We start from the raw sequence: 17,869 nt of genomic DNA, 5'->3' as shown, positions 1-17,869 counted from the left end.
ATAGAGCTTCCGCAACTGAAAATTCGTTCTCGGAAGGTGGCCTATGGCATCGGTTGCATTTCTCGGTCTCGGCGTCATGGGCTACCCGATGGCCGGGCACCTGAAGAACAAGGGCGGCCACCTCGTCACCGTCTACAACCGCACCGCCGCAAAAGCCGAGCAGTGGGTCGCACAGCATGGCGGCAAACTGGCGCTGACGCCGGCCGAAGCGGCCGAGGGCATGGACTTCGTCTTCTCCTGCGTCGGCAATGACGACGATCTGCGCTCGGTGACGACCGGCGCAAACGGCGCCTTCGCCGCGATGAAGAAGGGCTCCGTGTTCGTCGACAACACCACGGCCTCTGCAGAGGTCGCGCGGGAATTGGCCGAAGCCGCTGAAAAGGCCGGCTTTTCCTTCCTCGACGCGCCGGTGTCGGGCGGCCAGGCCGGCGCCGAGAACGGCGTCCTGACGGTGATGGTTGGCGGCGAGCAGGCTGCCTTCGACAAGGCCAAGCCCATCATCGACGCCTATGCCCGAATGGTCGGGCTGATGGGGTCGGCGGGCGCTGGCCAGCTCACCAAGATGATCAACCAGATCACCATTGCGGGGCTGGTCCAGGGACTGGCCGAAGGCATCCATTTCGGCAAGAAGGCAGGCCTCGACATCGAGAAAGTCATCGAGGTGATCTCCAAGGGCGCCGCCGGCTCCTGGCAGATGGACAGCCGCCACAAGACGATGAATGCGGGAAAATACGATTTCGGCTTTGCCGTCGATTGGATGCGCAAGGATCTCGGCATCTGCCTGGCCGAAGCCAATCGCAACGGCGCCAAGCTGCCGGTGACGGCGCTCGTCGATCAGTTCTACAAGGATGTGCAGGAAATGGGCGGCAGGCGCTGGGACACGTCCTCGCTGCTGGCTCGTCTCGAAAGATAAAGGGCGATGTCCCTGCCCGATCCGAACTGGAGCGCCGACGATATCGTCGCCCACCTGCGCGCGATCGGCAAAGCGGAAAACCGCGCCGGAATGGCGCGGTTCGGCATCACGACCACGACCGCGTTAGGCGTCGGCAATTCTGATCTGCGGCCGCTGGCGCGCAAGCTGAAGAAGAACCACGACCGGGCGCTGCTGCTTTGGGCCAGCGGCATCCGCGAGGCCCGGCTGATGGGTGCCTTCACCGGCGACCCGAAAAAGCTCACCGTCGAGCAATGCCGGCGCTGGGCCGCCGATTTCGACAGCTGGGAGGTCGTCGACAGCGTTGCTGACCTGTTTGCGGAAACGCCCTTCTGGCGCGAATTGATCGACGAGTTCGCCGAGGACGAGCGCGAATTCGTCCGCCGCACCGCCTTTGCCATGCTGGCTTGGGCCGCGGTGCATCTGAAGAAGGAGCCGGACGCGACCTTTCTTTCCTGTCTGCCGCTGATCGAAAAGCATTCTCGCGATCCGCGCAATTTCGTCCGCAAAGCGGTCAACTGGGCGCTGCGGCAGATCGGCAAGCGCTCGCTGGCGTTGCACGCCCCTGCCCTTGCGCTCGCCGAAGAACTGGCGGCATCGTCCGACAAGACGGCGCGCTGGATCGGCAAGGATGCGGTCAAGGAAATGACAGATCCCAAACAGCTCGAGCGGCTCGCTGCCAGAAAAACTTGATCTCGACCGCATCCGCTTCATCGAAGCGACGCCGACGATGCCGTGGACCATGCCTTCGCCGCAGGCGCGACTGCCATTGAGGCCTATCCGGTCGACGAGGCCTCGCCCAGCTACAGGTTCATGGGCTTTCGCGAGATGTTTTCGGCGCGTGGCTTCCAGGAAACTGGCATGGCGGGATCGCGCCGGCACGTGATGCGGCTGGAGCATTGAGCCTGGAACGGTAACGCCGCTTTTACTCGATTCCGGAAATCGAGTGGCGGAGGATGGAGCGACCATGACAAACCATTTCAAACCACGGGCGATGCTGGCGGCCGTGCTGGTCCTCGCGTCCACCGGAGCCGATGCCGCGGCCGACGTCGCACATATCTTCTGGAAGGATCTGCGCCCGAAGACACAGGCTATCGCGGAAGACTCCAATCTGCCGATGATCGCGGCAAAACTGCCGGACCACGGCGAGACGCTGTCGCTCAACCTCCAAGACAAGACCATTCAATTGGCCGGCTATGCTTTGCCGGTCGATCGCGACGGCGACCTCGTCTACCAGTTCCTGCTGGTGCCTTGGACCGGCGCCTGCAGCCATATGCCGACGCCGCCGCCGAACCAGATCGTGCTGGTCACGCCGGCGCAACCTTACAGAGTATCGGAGGCCTACCAGCCGGTCTCGGTTACCGGCGTGCTGAAGCCCGGCATGGAGAAGAGCCAGCTCTTCATCCTCGACGGCGTGCTGATCGTCCAGTCAGGCTACACGGTGCGCAAGGCCGAGGTGGCGAGCGTCGAGACCGTGCCTGATGCCGTCGCGCCACCCATCAATTCTCCTTGGAATTTCCTGAATAAAAGCAAGAAGTAAGACTTATCACCTCGTGCAGCCCTTACGCCGCATTTGCGCCCGACTCCTTGTCCAGGATCATGTAGTCGAGCGGCATCTCGGTCGTGTACTTGATCTGCTCCATTGCGAAAGACGACGACACATCGCGGATCTCGATCTTGGCGATCAGCCGCTTGTAGAAAGCGTCATACGCGGCGATGTCGGGCACCACCACGCGCAAGAGATAATCGACGTCGCCGCTCATCCGGTAAAATTCGACCACCTCGGGAAATTCCTGGATGACTTCGGAGAAGCGCCGTAGCCATTCGTGGCTGTGCGAATTGGTGCGGATCGACACGAAGACGGTGACGCGGACATTGACCTTCTCATGGTCGAGGATGGCCACGCGCCGCTTGATGACGCCCTCTTCCTCGAGCTTCTGGATGCGCCGCCAGCACGGCGTGGTCGACAGGCCGACTTTCTTCGCGACGTCGGCGACCGCGAGTGTCGCGTCCTCCTGAAGAAGGCGCAGAATTTTTCGGTCAAGGCGATCCATTTCGGGGCTCCAGAGGAATGGTTTGGCTATATTCCCTTTTATTGGGGCTGTTCACAAGAAAGAAATTCTGCTCAACGCGGTAAAAGCGAGTGATTTCTTGCAGAGCCACTAATCAAGGCGATAGCGGATTTCCGACCTCAGGAACGGCAGCAAATCCATTTCAAACCATGGATTCTTCTTCAGCCAGCCGGTGTTCCGCCATGATGGATGCGGCAGCGGCAGGACCTTCGGCGCGGCTGCGGCGTGCCATAGGGCGCGCCAGTCCTTCACCGTGTCGGTTAGCGAGGTCCGGCGTGCAGGGCCCATGTGCCAGGCTTGGGCGTAGCCGCCGATCGTCAGCACCAGATCGATCTGCGGCATCAGTGCCATGAGCTCGGCCCGCCAGGCCGGCGCACACTCGCGGCGCGGCGGCAGGTCGGCGCCCTTGGCGTCCTGCCCTGGAAAACAGAAACCCATCGGCACGATGGCGAATTTGTCGATGTCGTAGAACTCCTCGCTGCTGACGCCGAGCCAGCTTCGCAGCCGGTCGCCCGAAGCGTCGGTGAACGGCATCCCCGAAACGTGCACCTTGGTGCCCGGCGCCTGGCCGGCGAGCAGGATGCGGGCCCGCGATGACGGCCTGAGCACGGGGCGCGGTTCATGCGGCAGGGGCCGGCCGCGCGGATGCTCGGCGCAGATGCGGCAGCTCTGTACCCTTGCGGCCAGGCGCGCCAGTTCTTCCTTCATTCCAGGCGGCCGGTCCACGCTTTCACTCAGGCAGCGGCGCTCGGCCGGCTGGAGATCGCGGCGTGCCAGCGCTGCACATTGGTGCATTCCTCCGGCAGCTTGATACGCGCCGGTTTCATGAAATCGATGGCGATCAGCCCGGTGATGTCGGCGACCGAATAATGATCGCCAGCGGCGAATTCCCTGTCCGCCAGTTCGCGGTCGAGTTGATGCAGGAACTCGATTGCCTTGGGCTTGTTGGCTTCGCCCCATTCGGGGATCTGCGGCACCTCCCAATCCTTCATCGCCGGATGGATGTGCCGGAAGGCGGCGGCCACACAACTCAGCAGGTTGAACTCCATGCGCCTTTGCCACATCTCGACCTTCGCCTTGCCGAGCGCGCCCTGCCCGAACAAGGCAGGATCCGGATGCAGTTCCTCGAAGTAGCGGCAGATGGCGATGGATTCGGTGATGATCGTGCCGTCGTCGAGTTCCAGGACCGGCAGACGCCGCAGCGGATTGCGCGAAGCCACGGCTTCTGCGCGATGCTCCAGTGCGCGCATGTCGATGGGCACCAGCGGCACCGTCAATCCTTTTTCCGCTAGGAAGACCCGAACGCGCCTCGGATTGGGCGCGCGACCGCCATCGAACAGCTTCATTCCATTCTCCCGATTTTCCAACCGATCATAGGGCGTGCCACGAAGCATCACCACAGCCGGAAGAGTTCACGCAGCGAATCGCCGAGCGAAGCCAGCAGGCCGTGCTTCCTTTCGATCCGGTGGTGATGACTGTCGCGCCAGTCCTGCGGCGCCTCGAACGTGCCGGCCCAGATACCGACCTTGGCCGCCCTCGCGACAGCCTGCTCGGCCTCGAAGTCGCCATAGGCGACGGCCCATCCAGCCTGCACCTGAGCCCGGTTCAAATCGGTCTCTCCCGCCTTGCAATCGCCGAGCAGCCGGCCGTAGCGATCGCGCTGCCAGCCGCTGCAGGATACCGGCCTATCAGCGATAAGACGCACGAGAGCCTGCCTCGCCAGCATGCCGCAGAGATAGTCGGCGCCGTCCTTGCGGCAGACCTGCGTATACTCCGGCGCATCGATGCCCCGCATACGGATGCGCACCGCCCCCAGCGTGATCGAATCGCCATCATTGACGATCGCCGCGCCCTCCTCCCTGCGCAACTCGAAACGATCGATCCGAGCCGCCACCAGGATGAGCAGGCCAAGCACAAGTACGGTCAACCCGTAGTCCAGCAGCCTTTGCCGAAGGCTCCGCGGCTGGCTAGGCGCGTAGCGCCGGCGCGGCCCTCGCGACCAGGAACGGCTCATATGGCAAACAGTCTCTTAATCATTCGAACGTAGCTTAACGAATTGAAATCGCTGCGCGCAGAATTGAACTTTTGATGCCTTTGCTACGCTCGGACACAGCGGACAAATTCATTGTGGATCGCAGGAGACCGCACCGCAACAGCGACGTTGCGCGCGCGGTGCGTAGGACGCGTGACCGTCTCTCGCAGCAGGCGGGCAGCCCCGACTTCGACCGGGAACTGCTGAAGCTCCACGCTCGCGCCATGGTGGTGAGCGCTGCAGCCATCCCGCTTCTGGTGCTTGCGATCGCGACGGTCGGCCTGTTCGCCGGCCTGGGCAGGCAGATCCCCGTCTGGGCCTTGCTCACGCTGGTCTGCTACACGGCCGTCGCCTTCCTGGCGCGCCGTGTGGAACGGACGGAAGCATCGGCAATCGCCCCCTCCCGGACGCGCCGGGAATTCCTGATCGGTCATTTCCTCTGTGGACTGTGCTGGGCCTGGTTCGCATGGCTGGGTTGCGGCGCATGCCAGGTCGACCAGTTCCAGGTGATCAAGGCCATGCTGCTGTTGGTCGCCATGGCCATCACGGCGGTGATGGCGTCCTCCCTGGGCGGCGTCATGGTGGCGACCTTTGCCATACCGGTAGGCGTCTATGCCTATGCCGTGGCAGGGCTGTGGTTGCCGATCGGATCGGTGATGGCAGCGCTGCTGATCGTCGCCCTGCCCTTCTTCGCCTATGTCGCGCGCCAGCTGAACCAGTCGTCATGGATGCTGCTTTCCTTCCGCTCGGAGAAGGATGCGCTTGTCGCCGAGGTGGAGACGGCGAAGTCGATGTCTGACGAGGCGCGCCGGCGCGCGGAGGATGCCAATCTGGCCAAGTCGCGCTTTCTTGCCTCGATGAGCCATGAACTGAGGACCCCGCTGAACGCCATACTCGGCTTCTCGGAAGTGATGGCCAATGAGGTGCTGGGCCCCATGAACAATCCGACCTATCGCGAATACGCACGCGACGTCCACGAATCGGGCCAGCACCTGCTCGACCTGATCAACGAGATCCTCGACCTGTCGCGCATCGAGGCCGGCCGCTATCAGCTGAACGAGGAACCGGTGATGCTGGTGACGGTGGTCGAGGATTGCTGCCACATGATGGAACTCAGGGCCCGCAACAAGGATATCCGCGTCGTCCAGGAATTCGAGACGACCCTGCCGCGCCTGCTCGCCGACGAGCGGGCCGTGCGGCAGATCACGCTCAACCTGTTGTCCAACGCGATCAAGTTCACCCCGTCGGGAGGCGAAGTGCGGGTGCGTGTCGGCTGGACAGCGGGCGGCGGCCAGTATGTCTCGGTCAAGGACAATGGTCCCGGCATACCGCAGGAGGAAATCCCGGTGGTGCTTTCCGCCTTCGGGCAGGGCTCGATCGCCATCAAGAGCGCGGAGCAAGGTACCGGCCTTGGCCTGCCGATCGTCCAGGGTCTGCTCGCCATGCATGGCGGCGAATTCGAGCTGAACTCCAAGTTGCGCGAAGGTACCGAGGCCATCGCCACCTTCCCGTTGAGCCGGGTGATGGAGGAATTGCCGGCACTGCCGACCAAAGCGGTGGCAGCGCGCCGGCGCTAGCGTTGGAAACTTCCCCTACCGCACAGCAGCCGCCATGCCGGAACTGGTGAGCGCGGCGGCCTTCACCAGGCCCGCGGCAAGCGCGGCCCCCACCCCTTCGCCGTGGCTGACCCCGAGATCGAGCAGAGGTCGCAGCCCGAGCCGGTCAGCAGCTTTCGCATGGCCGGGTTCGGGCGACAGGCTGGCGAGCAGGCAATGGTCGAGCGCGGCCGGATTGCCGGCATGCAGGACCGCCGCCGCAGCGGTCGCGGCAAATCCGTCGAGCAGCACCGGAATCTTCTCCATGCGGGCTGCCAGGATGGCGCCGCAGATCGCCGCGAACTCGCGCCCCCCGACCCGGCGCAGCGCCTCGAAGGGATCGGCGATACCGGCACGATGGAGAGCCAGCCCACGGTCGACCACGTTAGTCTTGTGCGCCATCATCGCCGCGTCGGCCCCGGATCCCGGCCCGACCCAGTCGACGCCCTTGCCGCCGAACAGAGCCGCGCAAAGCGCCGCGGCGATCGTCGAATTGCCGACGCCGAGATCGCCCAGACAAAGCAGATCGGAACCGCCGGCAACGGCCTCCATGCCGAAGGCCATGGTTGCGGCACAGCCGCGCTCGGCGAGCGCCGCCTCTTCCGTGATGTCCCCGGTCGGAACGTCCAAGGCTAGATCGAACACCTTCAGCCCTAGGTCGTTGGCGATACAGATCTGATTGATGGCAGCGCCACCGGCGGCGCAGAGTTCGACGGCATTGGCGGTCGCCGCCACCGGCCGCGGCGAGATGGCGTGACGGACGGCGCCATGATTGCCGGCAAAGATCGCGACCAGCGGGCGGTTGACCGCCGGCGGCGCCCGCCCGCTCCAAGCGGCGAGCCAGGCGGCGATATCCTCGACGCGGCCGAGCGAAGCTTTCGGTTTGTCGGCCTTGCCGAACAGCACGTGCACGCGCCGCTCGGCCGCGCCGTCGGCCGGCGGCAGTTTCGAAAGCAGGCTGCGGAAATCATCGAAGGGCGTCGGGCTGGTCATGTTCATCGCGGCTGTTTGAGAAGGTCGCGACGGGATAGCCGCCTTCTCCAATCGACACAACCGTTCGGAATGCCGCGAAATCGCCGCTTGGCGACGCTTCGCGGAGGGCTTGCATTGGCTGCGCCGTTGCACCATGTGGAGTGAAGCCGCGAGCAAAGCATGAGCGCCATCGAGTCTCCCTGCATCCTGGTCTGTTCGATCGACATGAAAACTGGCTTCTGCTTCGGTTGCGGCCGCACGCGCGATGAAATCGCCGGCTGGATCGCGATGACCCCGGAAAGCCGGCGAGCGGTCCTGGCCGATCTGCCGGCCAGGCTCGAAACCGTCGAGCGGAGGCCGCGCCGGGAAACGCGGCGCGCCCGCATGGCGCGTGAGCGCGACGCTCTGTCATGACACGGGACGCATCATGAACCGGCTGTTCTGGATCGTGATGGCAGTGATCGGCATCGCGGTGGTGCTGCTGATGCTCAATGATTCGTCCGGCCGTACCCTGGGGTTCGCCAACGACGATTTCGGCCGGCTGATCTGGCTTGGTGCGCTCGGCACGCTGATCGGCGCCAGCTTTCTGCGTTCGGGCAGGCCGCTGGGCGACATGGCGCGCAGTCTCGGCGTCTGGGCGGCTATCGTGCTGGCCCTGATCGCCGGCTATCAATACCGCTATGAGTTGCAGGATGTGGCCAGCCGCGTCACCGCTGGTTTGGTTCCCGGCAGTCCTCTGGCGCTCGGGGTGGACAATGGCCGCGCCACGGTCGCCCTCGAGAAGGCCGACAACGGCCATTTCGAAGCCCGCGTCCTGATCAATGGCACCCCTGTGCGGGCAGTGGTCGACACCGGCGCGACCACCACGGTGCTGACGGCCGAGGACGCCCAGGCGGTCGGGTTCAACCCGGCGGCGCTTGATTTCACCACGCTGGTATCCACCGCCAATGGCATGGCGCGCGCCGCCACCGTCAAGACCGACGAACTGGCGATCGGTGGCATCGTGCGCAAAGGCATGCCGGTCATGATTGCCGCACCCGGCATGCTGGAGCGAAGCCTGCTCGGCATGAATTTCATCGGCTCGCTGTCGGGTTTCGACGTGCGCGGCGACCGAATGATCCTGCGGGACTGACTCCCGATTTGCCTCAGGCGGCCTCGGCTTCCGCCGCCGCAGAATCGATCGCCGCGAAGGCTTTCTTGAGCACCTGCGGCCCGGCACCCGGCCTGGTCGCATCGGTGGACAGGATCTGCCGATAGCGGCGCGCGCCCGGCAGGCCATGGAATAGCCCGACCATATGGCGCGTGACATGGCCGAGCCTGCCGCCTGCCTCGATATGCCGTGCCGCGTAACCGGCCATGGCCTCGATCAGCGCTGCATAATCGAACGCGACGGACGCCTCGCCGTAGAACGCGGCATCGATACCGGCAAGCACGCCCGGCGTATGGTAGGCGGCGCGGCCGAGCATGGCACCATCGACATGGCCGAGATGCATCGAAACTTCTTCCAGCGTTTGAATACCGCCATTGATGCCGATGAATTCGTTAGGCTTTCTGTCCTTCAGACGATAGACGCGCGGATAATCGAGCGGTGGGATCTCGCGGTTTTCCTTCGGGCTCAGCCCCTCCAGCCACGCCTTGCGGGCGTGGACCCAAAGCGCATCGGCACCCGCCGCGAAAACGCCGTCGGCGAGCATATCGAGCGCAGGTTCGGGATCCTGGTCGTCGACGCCGATGCGGCATTTCACCGTGACGGGGATTTTCACCGCCGCCTTCATCGCCGCGACGCATTCGGCAACCAGCGCCGGCGTCTTCATCAGGCAGGCGCCGAACGTGCCCGACTGGACGCGATCCGACGGACAGCCGACATTGAGATTGATCTCGTCATAGCCAAAGCCCTCGCCGATCGCCGCCGCCTCGGCCAGTTTTCCCGCGTCGGAGCCGCCGAGTTGCAGCGCCACCGGATGCTCCGCATCGTCGAATCCAAGCAGCCGCTGGCGCGCACCATGAATGACCGCGTCCGCCACCACCATCTCGGTGTAGAGCAGCGCGCGGCGCGTCAACTGACGGTGGAAGAACCGGCAATGCCGGTCTGTCCAGTCCATCATGGGTGCTATGGCAAGCGTAGTCTGCATCGGCTTCAAAGTTCTTTCCCAGCGCCTCCCGGTCAACGACCAGGCGCCTGACCTATCATATTCTCGTTTGTTTTCAGACAGTTTCCCTTGAGCTGGGACAAAGGTCTCACACCCAAGGGACCATTTCTGCCTCACGCATTTTTCAGGAAATCAATAGTTCGCGTTGAATTTTCCACAAGTTGGAGTAAACTTTTTGTGCTCATATCGTGAGCTGTGTGGGGCGGTTTACCCAAAGTTCGTTGCGTTTTCTACGGACGGTGTTCGCATGTCGACGGTGGTTGTCGCGGACCCGCGCGGCGTGTATCTCGCCGGTCTGGGCTGGGTGTTGCGTAAGGCCGGACACGACGTTGTCGCCGAGTGTCATCGCGTTGTTGACGTGCTTCCCCCTGTGGCACGCCACCGGCCCGATATTGCTATCCTCGGCCTGGACATTGCGGACCCGCAAACGACGAGTCTCTCCGCCACGTTGAGGGCCAGCCATAGCGGTATCGGCATAATCTTCATCCTGCAGCCCAGCAGCGGCCTCAACGTTGAGGAAATACGGGCGCTCGACGTCGACGGGCTGCTGTTCGACGGCATAAGCAATCGCTTTCTTCTCGATTGCGTCAACGCGGTGGCCAGCGGCAAGAGGTGGATCGACAACAAGATCGTCCAGCATCTGCTCATGCCGCGGGCGCAACCTCAGACGACATCGAGGCTTACGGGGCGCGAGACCGAAATCGCCGACCTCGTCTCGCGCGGCTTGCGCAACAAGACCATTGCCAAGCAACTGCATGTGTCCGAAGGCACGGTGAAGATGCATCTGCATCATGTCTACACCAAGCTCAACCTCGGCAGCCGTGCGGAACTGGCCTGGGCGGCGCACCGCAAGAGCGCCGGCCACACGGCAACAGATCTGATCTGATCGATCGCCCCTTCCCTGGGTCGCCAAGCTCAATCAAGCCATTACTGGAGTCTTGCCTGGCGATCCACCCGGATCACCGACCTGCGCAAGCCGACAATATCGAAGGATATATACCGTTCGATCAGGCACGGCATTGATCGAAATACTATCCAACCGTGAATGGACGCGCCCGCTTCCCCGACAGAACAATAGAGGATCAAGGCCGCATTCAGTGCGCGACGCTCCGTGCATGGACCACTCAGGACCGATCTTGAGCGCGGGCGCACCTCAAGGGGGAATTTGAGCGACCGGCCAGTCATTCGATGGGGAGCACAACAATGGCTATCACCTTCATTCTCAACGACGAAGCCGTCAACGATCAGACTGCTGGTTTGCAAACCGCGGACGGCGCCGACGGCTTTACCGACACCGACGTGGCGTACACTTCTCTCTCAGCAGCGTTCCGGACTTATCTGGAGACCACCCTGGGGTTAAACCCCGCGTTCCCGACCAATGTCGGCGTCGCGACCAAGACGAACTCGGTCACCGTCAACGCTACCTCTGGTTCACAGCTCGCCGGCACCACGTTCACCGACAGCAACGGTGGCGCCCTCAACGGCGACGACAGCCTGCTCAACACAGCCGACGGCAAGGATATCCTGCTCTTCGCTGATGGGAACGACACCGTGATCGGCAGATACGACAGCGATGGCAACGGCAGCGCCGACGCGATCGCCTTCGTCATCTTCAAGCAGGACGTGGTGAACGCCGGCGCGACCAGCGACCAGGTTACCTTCCATATCGTCACCTACGTTCCGATCTTCCATAACAACAGCACCGACCCGGATGACGCGGTCGATCTCGGCAACACCCTCAAGCTCGCGGCGAGCGAGACGCTGAACTTCGGCTTTGCCGGGGCACCGTCGGGCAGCAACTTGTTCATGACCTTCGGCGATCCAAACTCCACCCAGATCGTGGTGATTGGGAAAAACCCGCTCAATCAATCCCAGGGCGGGAACATCACGACCAAGGATGTGCTCAACATCAGCCAGGCCGGAAGCACCACCTCGTTCGGCGTCAACGGCAACCAGATCAACCCCAACGAAGGCGCGTTCATCACCTACGTCACGGGCGCGGACACGAACTTCCTCGTGCCCAATCTGGACCAGAACGAGGCCGACGTCGAAGCCAACATCGCCTTCACGAACGTCGTCAATGCAACCGGGGCGTCGTTCACCGTCAACCAAACCAATCCGGGCGTCGGACCCGTCACCGTCAAGATCACGGCCTTCACCACCGCCGCGGAGCCGGGGGTGAATTTTGTCGACGGGCTCACCAACGACACCCAAGTCAACATCACATCGGCCTCGGTCACCGACTTCGTCGTCAAGACAGGCAATACGCAATTTACTCCGGTTGCCACGGTCAACGCCGACGGTACGTTGACGATCACCGGCCTGAGCACCGGCGATAAGGTGACGTGGACGACGACCTCTACCCACGACCGCGTGCTGATCGAAAACATCAGCAACGCGGATACCGATGCCACCAATGACAACAATACTTTCGACATTGGCGGTTTCGGTATCGTGACATCCAGCGGCTCCTCGACCTTCGTCGGCCAACAGATCGTCATCGAGGACGATGGGCCGACGGCAGGCATCGTGCAAGGCGCCCCCACAGTGGCCCATGACGAGACCGCCGGCAATCAGGGCGATGCCGACGACACCACCGCCGCGGGCGTTATCAGTCTGTTCGCCGGTGTCAGCAATGTCAGCACCGATCTGAGCCCAACCGGGTACGCACAGGACGCAAGCGCGGTCGTGAGTTCAACCGGGAGTTCCACGGGCACAGATGGCGGAACGATAGCATTCTCGCTGGATGTGTCCGCCTCAGGAGTTGATTCAGGCCTCGATACGACCGCGGGCGTAAGCATCTTCCTGTTCAAGGAAGGTAACCTGGTGGTCGGCCGCATCGGCGGAGCCGGAGGGCAGGCAGCCTTCGCGGTGGCCATCAACAGCACCACCGGGGTCGTCAGCGTGGCGCAATACGCTTCGATCCATCATCCGACTCCGGGCGGCAGTTACGACGAGTCAGTGAGCATCACCGACAGCGCGCTGCGGGCGGTGGTCACGGTCACTGACCGCGACAACGATACCGCGACCAGTTCGACCGGCATCGGCGATGCCGTGCAGTTCCAGGACGATGGGCCGACGGCAGCGATCGTCCAGCTTGCCGCGACGGTGACGCATGACGAGACGGCGGGCAATGACGCAGATGCCGATGACACCACTGCCGCAGGAGTGGTCAGCCTGTTCGCGGGTGTCGCCAATGTCAGCACCGATTTGAGCCCAGCCGGTTATGCGCAGGATCCGAACGCGGTCGTGAGCTCCACCGGAAGCTCGCTCGGCGCCGACCAGGAGGGCGGGACGACGGCATTCTCGCTGGCGGTGTCCGCCGCAGGCGTCGATTCCGGCCTCGACACCACCGCTGGCGTAAGCATCTTCCTGTTCAAGGAAGGCAACCTTGTGGTCGGCCGCATTGGCGGGGCCGCGGGGGCGGCGGCGTTCGCCGTCGCGATCAACAGCACCACCGGGGTCGTCAGCGTGGCGCAATATGCTTCGATCCTTCATCCGACCCCGGGCGGCAGCTACGACGAATCGGTGAACATTACCGACGGCGCGTTGCTGGCGGTGGTCACGGTCACCGACGGTGACGGCGATACCGCGACCAGTTCGACCGGCATCGGCGATGCAGTGGTGTTCCAGGACGACGGACCCACAATTGCAGTAGCGGACGCCGCCGCAGGCGGTGACTATGACAGCGGTGCCCACGGCACCTGGACTCACGACCCCGGCGCCGATGGATTCAACCTGCTCAGCGTGACGCTGGACAGTTATGAGATCGACGCCAATGGCACAGTACCGTCAGGCGCCTCTCTGACGCAGACAGGGGCCTACAGCTTCACAGGGTCGATCACGGACGACTTCAACGGCGATAACGTTGACGATACTGTCAACTTCACGCTGACCTTCGATCCAGTCGCGAACACCTATGCCCTGGCGGTGACGCAGCTACCCCCAACCATCGAAAATTTCGATACCTCAGAGGGATCGCTGAAGGCCGGCGGGCCGGACGCTGTGCAGACGCTGCAATTCCCGCCGGATGGGCCCTCGCACGACGTCATCTTCTTCGGCGCCGTTCCGACCGCTCCCCTGGAGAACGGAAGCGTTGGCAGCGACCCGAATGACATCGAGGATCTTGTCCAGCCAGATCCGGATCTGACCGAAGCGCAGCTTGAAGCACTCAGCGCCACGAGCCTGATCAACAGTTCATTCAAGATGAACGTGTCTACCTCAGGCATTGGCATCAACAACAACAACCTCGATGGCGTGAGCGGAGGGACTCCAGCGTTCCCCAACACCACCATCACCTCGGGCGACGAGAGCTTCGTGGTCAATCCTGAGCAGGACGTCGACAAGGTCACGGTCTATATCGACAATTCCGTGGGTGGCTACACCCCGGCCACAGAGGATCTTTACTACATCGCCTACTACACTGATGGGACTGTCAGCGGTCCGATCGAAGTGACGCTACCCATGCTGAACGACGCTCCGCGTCACGACCCACTCATCCCGGATGTTGCGGAGGGCGGCAAGTATTTCGTGATCGACGGCGGCTCCAAGCAGATCGAGGCGATCCAACTCACCATGGGTGTAGGCACCGTCAAGATCCCGGTCATCCAGTTCAGCATCGAGCAGCCGATTAATCCCGATCCCCTCGACCTGGACTTCACGGCCCATCTGTCTGACGGCGATAACGACAGCGCTTCGGATACGTTTACGATCCACCTGGATGTCGCGGACGGCATTGTCTGACGTGACAGCGGCCGGGCGCCCTTGTTGTGGGCGCCCGTCCGGGTACACCAAAATCGCAATCGGGGGGATCCGTGATGCAGGCAAGACCGACCTTCCAGGAGGTAATGCATCTGGCGCGCCATCAGGCGCCAGCCCTACTCCTCTTCAGCCTGCTCGCCAATGTCCTCCTGCTCGCCAGCACCGTCTACATGCTGCAGATCTACGACAGGGTGCTGTCGAGCGGCTCGATCGATACGCTGCTGTGGCTCACCCTTGCCGTTATCGGCGCCATTGTCGTCTATGGCCTTCTGGAACACGCCCGCCGAATGATGCTGGCATATATAAGCCAGTGGCTGGACGACCAGCTCAGCGTTCCCGTGATCGAGCGCGGCATGGAAGCGCGCCTCGCCGGCAACGGCATAGAGGGCGGCCTCAAGGATCTCGGGGATCTCCGCGGTTTCGTCGCCGGCGACGGCATTCTGACCTTTCTCGACGCGCCATGGACGCCGGTATTCCTGGCCTTCATGTGGCTGCTGCATCCGGTATTGGGCGCGGTCGGCATTGCCGGCGCGATATTCTTGTTCGGCGCTGCGCTCGCCAATGACTTCTTCACCCGCCGCAAAGGCCAGGAAGCGGCCGCGGGGTTGCGCCGCAGCCAGGCCGCCGTAGGCCAATATATCGAGGCGTCCGAGACATTGCGCTCGCTCGGCATGTCCGAGCCGGCACTGCGGCGCTGGGAGGAAAACCAGCAGTCGCTGATGGAGCTCCAGGGTCGGCTTTTCCGGCGCACCACCATCATAAGCAGCCTGTCGCGCTCACTGCGCCTTGCGCTTCAGGTGGCCGTGCTGGGGCTCGGCGCCTATCTCGTCCTGCGCCGCGAACTCACGGCGGGCTCGATGATCGCCGCCTCCATACTGCTCAGCCGCGCCCTGGCGCCGATCGAGCGCTCGATCGGCGCATGGCGCAGCCTAGTCAGCGCGCGGGCCGCCCGCCGCAACCTGATGAGACTCTTCGCCGAGACCGTTTCCGTGCAAAACGCTGGCGTGACCCTACCGCGCCCGCAGGGCGGGCTGAAGCTCGAGGATTTGCACTACCGCGCGCCGGGCACGTCGCAGCCGCTTATAAGCCGGATAGACTTCGGCGTTGAGCCCGGGCAGACCTGCGGCGTGATTGGACCGTCCGGTTCCGGCAAGACCACGCTCTGCCGTCTCATTGTCGGCGCGCTGCGGCCGTCGTTCGGCCATGTCAGGCTTGACGGTGCCGAGGTCTGGACTTGGGCTTCGGACCAGTTGGGCCAGTATGTCGGCTATCTGCCGCAACAGGTCGAACTGTTTCCCGGAACGATTGCCGAGAACATTGCGCGTTTGCGCGACGTCGATAGCGAAGCGGTGATCGCCGCGGCGCAGCTTGCCGGCATCCACGAGATGATTCTGCGGCTGCCGAGCGGCTACCGCACCGAAGTCGGGCCGCACGCGACACGGATTTCCCGTGGCCAGTGCCAGCGCATCGCATTGGCCCGGGCTCTGTTCGGCGATCCGCCGCTGATCGTTCTCGACGAACCGAACACCGGGCTTGACGGCGAAGGAGAGGTGGCGCTCTTCAACGTGCTCCAGCAGCTGAAGCGGCGAGGCCGTACAGTCGTTATCGTCAGCCATCGGACCAATCTTCTGCACACGGCCGACCATATCGTTCTGCTCCGCGACGGATCCGTCTCGATGTTCGGCACGCGCGAGGAGGTGCTGAGCGCGCTCAACGGACAGGCCAGACGTATCCCGGGGCCGGCCGTCATACGGGAAAAGGTTGCCGCCAACGAGCCAAGAGACCTGAAGGCAGCGGAGTGAGCCATGGGCGTTCGATCTGGTGACTTCTCGACGATGCTCGACGGGCTGGCGGACAGCGTGCGAGGACTGGGGGAAACGCTCACTACCGGCGCCAGGGATCTAATCGCGGAGGTATCGATCTGGTTTGACGGGCAGGTTCAACCAGCACAAATCGCCATGACGGCAGCTGCCGGGGCGATGCTCCTGCTCCTGGTGGCAGGGCTGGTCCGGCGACGGACACCTGCCCTCCAAGTCAGCAGGCGCGACCTGAACCGGCGGACGCGACCCGCGCGCATGCTGGGCTACGTCTCGTCCATCGTTTTCGTCGGCGGCGTCGCGGTGTGGTCCAGCGTTGCCCTCTTGGCGAGCGCAGTTGTGGCTAATGGCATCGTCAGCCCGGAAGGCTACCGTAAGACCGTTCAGCATCTGGAGGGCGGCATCATCGGCAAGATCTATGTCAAGGAAGGCGACAGGGTCGGCGCTGGCCAAGTCCTGATTAGTTTGAAGACCACCCAGGCTCGAGGCCGCTACGACGAATTGCAGACACATTACGTCCGTCTTCTGGCGACCGAGGCCCGCCTTGTCGCCGAGCTTTCCGGCCAGACCCAGATCGCTTTCCCTAAGGAACTAACGTCAATTGACAGCGATTTGGCGCGAAAGGTTGTCGTTGAGGAGCAGGCGCTGCTCGCCAGCCGGCTCGCTACCCGTGCAGGGCGCACGCGAATCCTTGAAAAGCGCATTGCGCAGATCCAGGAGCAAAGCACGGGATCGCGGGAAGTGCTCGCCGCTCAGGCCGAGCAGCTCGGCCTGATCGAGCAGGAGATTGCCTCTGCCAAGGTGATGTACAAGAAGGGTCTCGAACGCCTGCCCCGGATACTGGCGCTGCAACGCGCCCAGGCCGATATCCGCGCCAATCAGGCAGAGAACCGCGCACAAGTGGCGCGCAACGACCAGCAGATCGGCGAGACCGAGTTCCAGCTCCTCAACCTGCGCCAGCAGGACAGCGAGAGAGCCAATGAGGATCTTGCCAAGGCGCGCGGCGATCTCGCCGAACTGCGCAGCCAGTTGCCCTCGCGCGAGGACGTGCTGGTCAGGACGGACATCGTCGCGCCGATCGCCGGAACGGTGATGAACCTGCGCGTGACGACCGAATCGGGCGTGATCGCCAGCGGCCAGCCGCTCCTCGATATCGTGCCCAACCAGCCCAATTTGGTCATCGATTCACGCATCAGGCCGGCCGATATCGACGTGGTGCATCCGAACATGCCGGCCCGCGTGGTTCTGACAGCCTATCCGACCAGGCATCTGCCGCAGATCCATGGCCTGCTCACTTCAGTGTCGGCCGACCGGCTGACCGACGAGAAAACCGGCGAGCCCTATTTCCTCGCCAAGGTCAAGGTCTACCCGGCCGATCTCGCACAGCTGCATGATATCCGCTTGTCCCCCGGCATGCCGGCCGAGGTCATGATCCTGACGGGCGAGCACACATTGCTCGACTATATGCTGGCACCAGTGGAGGCCTCCCTCACGCGTACGTTCCGGGAAAATTAGGGCGGCGCGGAGGCGCAGACTACC

At 63.3% G+C, this 17,869-nt stretch carries 17 protein-coding genes; 11 read left to right on the top strand and 6 right to left on the bottom strand.

All coding sequences use genetic code 11. The features are described from left to right. Positions 1-43 precede the first annotated feature (43 nt). From EJ074_RS02195 to EJ074_RS02180, 4 genes are all read left to right on the top strand, one after another. A complete protein-coding gene (locus EJ074_RS02195) occupies positions 44-913 on the top strand; it encodes an NAD(P)-dependent oxidoreductase (RefSeq protein ID WP_129552751.1) in 870 nt (289 codons plus the stop codon). Positions 914-919: 6 nt separating this feature from the next. Then, complete coding sequence (locus EJ074_RS02190) at positions 920-1,624, top strand: DNA alkylation repair protein (RefSeq protein ID WP_095805865.1); 705 nt, start codon at positions 920-922, stop codon at positions 1,622-1,624. A 42-nt stretch (positions 1,625-1,666) separates the two neighbouring features. After that, positions 1,667-1,834 carry a hypothetical protein gene (locus EJ074_RS02185; protein WP_245420336.1) on the top strand — a complete coding sequence of 56 codons (168 nt, stop codon included), beginning with the start codon at positions 1,667-1,669 and terminating at the stop codon, positions 1,832-1,834. 64 nt (positions 1,835-1,898) lie between these two features. Next, positions 1,899-2,471, top strand: coding sequence for a DUF3299 domain-containing protein (locus EJ074_RS02180; protein ID WP_095805866.1), 573 nt, complete (start codon positions 1,899-1,901; stop codon positions 2,469-2,471). A gap of 22 nt (positions 2,472-2,493) precedes the next feature. Here the strand turns inward: EJ074_RS02180 and EJ074_RS02175 are convergent, their stop codons facing one another. The 4 genes from EJ074_RS02175 to EJ074_RS02160 form a co-directional block, all read right to left on the bottom strand. After that, positions 2,494-2,985 carry an Lrp/AsnC family transcriptional regulator gene (locus EJ074_RS02175; RefSeq protein WP_095805867.1) on the bottom strand — a complete coding sequence of 164 codons (492 nt, stop codon included), beginning with the start codon at positions 2,983-2,985 and terminating at the stop codon, positions 2,494-2,496. Positions 2,986-3,093: 108 nt separating this feature from the next. Beyond that, the gene (locus EJ074_RS02170; protein WP_095805868.1) at positions 3,094-3,798 is read right to left on the bottom strand and encodes a uracil-DNA glycosylase family protein; all 705 of its coding nucleotides are present in this window, start codon (positions 3,796-3,798) and stop codon (positions 3,094-3,096) included. Continuing rightward, complete coding sequence (locus tag EJ074_RS02165) at positions 3,738-4,349, bottom strand: glutathione S-transferase (protein ID WP_095806139.1); 612 nt, start codon at positions 4,347-4,349, stop codon at positions 3,738-3,740. Before EJ074_RS02165 ends, EJ074_RS02170 begins: the two co-directional genes overlap by 61 nt. Before the next feature lie 47 nt (positions 4,350-4,396). After that, complete coding sequence (locus EJ074_RS02160) at positions 4,397-5,017, bottom strand: thermonuclease family protein (protein WP_095805869.1); 621 nt, start codon at positions 5,015-5,017, stop codon at positions 4,397-4,399. A gap of 74 nt (positions 5,018-5,091) precedes the next feature. Here EJ074_RS02160 and EJ074_RS02155 point away from each other — a divergent pair, with 74 nt between their 5' ends. Beyond that, positions 5,092-6,612: a HAMP domain-containing sensor histidine kinase gene (locus EJ074_RS02155; RefSeq protein WP_095805870.1), complete on the top strand. Its 1,521-nt coding sequence runs from the start codon at positions 5,092-5,094 to the stop codon at positions 6,610-6,612. A gap of 15 nt (positions 6,613-6,627) precedes the next feature. On the opposite strand, the gene EJ074_RS02150 is transcribed toward EJ074_RS02155, so the two are convergent. Continuing rightward, the gene (locus EJ074_RS02150) at positions 6,628-7,623 is read right to left on the bottom strand and encodes a nicotinate-nucleotide--dimethylbenzimidazole phosphoribosyltransferase (RefSeq protein WP_095806140.1); all 996 of its coding nucleotides are present in this window, start codon (positions 7,621-7,623) and stop codon (positions 6,628-6,630) included. 159 nt (positions 7,624-7,782) lie between these two features. On the opposite strand from EJ074_RS02150, the gene EJ074_RS02145 reads away from it, so the two are divergent. Next, a complete protein-coding gene (locus EJ074_RS02145; protein ID WP_095805871.1) occupies positions 7,783-8,016 on the top strand; it encodes a DUF1289 domain-containing protein in 234 nt (77 codons plus the stop codon). A 13-nt stretch (positions 8,017-8,029) separates the two neighbouring features. Further along, the gene (locus EJ074_RS02140) at positions 8,030-8,734 is read left to right on the top strand and encodes a TIGR02281 family clan AA aspartic protease (RefSeq protein WP_095805872.1); all 705 of its coding nucleotides are present in this window, start codon (positions 8,030-8,032) and stop codon (positions 8,732-8,734) included. 13 nt (positions 8,735-8,747) lie between these two features. Here EJ074_RS02140 and dusA read toward each other — a convergent pair whose 3' ends face one another. Then, entirely contained in the window at positions 8,748-9,734 is a 987-nt protein-coding gene (dusA, locus tag EJ074_RS02135; protein ID WP_095805873.1) for a tRNA dihydrouridine(20/20a) synthase DusA, read from the bottom strand. Positions 9,735-9,999: 265 nt separating this feature from the next. Here dusA and EJ074_RS02130 point away from each other — a divergent pair, with 265 nt between their 5' ends. From EJ074_RS02130 to EJ074_RS02115, 4 genes are all read left to right on the top strand, one after another. Then, on the top strand, positions 10,000-10,638 hold the full coding sequence (locus tag EJ074_RS02130; RefSeq protein ID WP_095805874.1) for a response regulator transcription factor: 639 nt from the start codon (positions 10,000-10,002) through the stop codon (positions 10,636-10,638). 317 nt (positions 10,639-10,955) lie between these two features. Next, on the top strand, positions 10,956-14,495 hold the full coding sequence (locus EJ074_RS02125) for a DUF5801 repeats-in-toxin domain-containing protein (RefSeq protein WP_095805875.1): 3,540 nt from the start codon (positions 10,956-10,958) through the stop codon (positions 14,493-14,495). Between the two features lie 74 nt (positions 14,496-14,569). After that, a complete protein-coding gene (locus EJ074_RS02120; RefSeq protein WP_245420338.1) occupies positions 14,570-16,315 on the top strand; it encodes a type I secretion system permease/ATPase in 1,746 nt (581 codons plus the stop codon). A gap of 3 nt (positions 16,316-16,318) precedes the next feature. Then, on the top strand, positions 16,319-17,845 hold the full coding sequence (locus tag EJ074_RS02115; RefSeq protein ID WP_095805876.1) for an HlyD family type I secretion periplasmic adaptor subunit: 1,527 nt from the start codon (positions 16,319-16,321) through the stop codon (positions 17,843-17,845). Positions 17,846-17,869 lie beyond the last annotated feature (24 nt).

Source organism: Mesorhizobium sp. M3A.F.Ca.ET.080.04.2.1 (assembly GCF_003952525.1).
Taxonomy (GTDB): Bacteria; Pseudomonadota; Alphaproteobacteria; order Rhizobiales; family Rhizobiaceae; genus Mesorhizobium.
This window is presented reverse-complemented; position numbering and strand designations above follow the sequence as displayed.

Coding starts and splice junctions, on each gene's coding strand:
- EJ074_RS02160 (WP_095805869.1), bottom strand. CDS start 5,017: ATGAGCCGTTCCTGGTCGCGAGGGCCGCGCCGGCGCTACGCGCCTAGC.
- EJ074_RS02180 (WP_095805866.1), top strand. CDS start 1,899: ATGACAAACCATTTCAAACCACGGGCGATGCTGGCGGCCGTGCTGGTC.
- EJ074_RS02195 (WP_129552751.1), top strand. CDS start 44: ATGGCATCGGTTGCATTTCTCGGTCTCGGCGTCATGGGCTACCCGATG.
- EJ074_RS02130 (WP_095805874.1), top strand. CDS start 10,000: ATGTCGACGGTGGTTGTCGCGGACCCGCGCGGCGTGTATCTCGCCGGT.
- EJ074_RS02150 (WP_095806140.1), bottom strand. CDS start 7,623: ATGACCAGCCCGACGCCCTTCGATGATTTCCGCAGCCTGCTTTCGAAA.
- EJ074_RS02190 (WP_095805865.1), top strand. CDS start 920: ATGTCCCTGCCCGATCCGAACTGGAGCGCCGACGATATCGTCGCCCAC.
- EJ074_RS02175 (WP_095805867.1), bottom strand. CDS start 2,985: ATGGATCGCCTTGACCGAAAAATTCTGCGCCTTCTTCAGGAGGACGCG.
- EJ074_RS02170 (WP_095805868.1), bottom strand. CDS start 3,798: ATGCACCAATGTGCAGCGCTGGCACGCCGCGATCTCCAGCCGGCCGAG.
- EJ074_RS02165 (WP_095806139.1), bottom strand. CDS start 4,349: ATGAAGCTGTTCGATGGCGGTCGCGCGCCCAATCCGAGGCGCGTTCGG.
- EJ074_RS02145 (WP_095805871.1), top strand. CDS start 7,783: ATGAGCGCCATCGAGTCTCCCTGCATCCTGGTCTGTTCGATCGACATG.
- EJ074_RS02155 (WP_095805870.1), top strand. CDS start 5,092: ATGCCTTTGCTACGCTCGGACACAGCGGACAAATTCATTGTGGATCGC.
- EJ074_RS02120 (WP_245420338.1), top strand. CDS start 14,570: ATGCAGGCAAGACCGACCTTCCAGGAGGTAATGCATCTGGCGCGCCAT.
- EJ074_RS02125 (WP_095805875.1), top strand. CDS start 10,956: ATGGCTATCACCTTCATTCTCAACGACGAAGCCGTCAACGATCAGACT.
- dusA (WP_095805873.1), bottom strand. CDS start 9,734: ATGCAGACTACGCTTGCCATAGCACCCATGATGGACTGGACAGACCGG.
- EJ074_RS02140 (WP_095805872.1), top strand. CDS start 8,030: ATGAACCGGCTGTTCTGGATCGTGATGGCAGTGATCGGCATCGCGGTG.
- EJ074_RS02115 (WP_095805876.1), top strand. CDS start 16,319: ATGGGCGTTCGATCTGGTGACTTCTCGACGATGCTCGACGGGCTGGCG.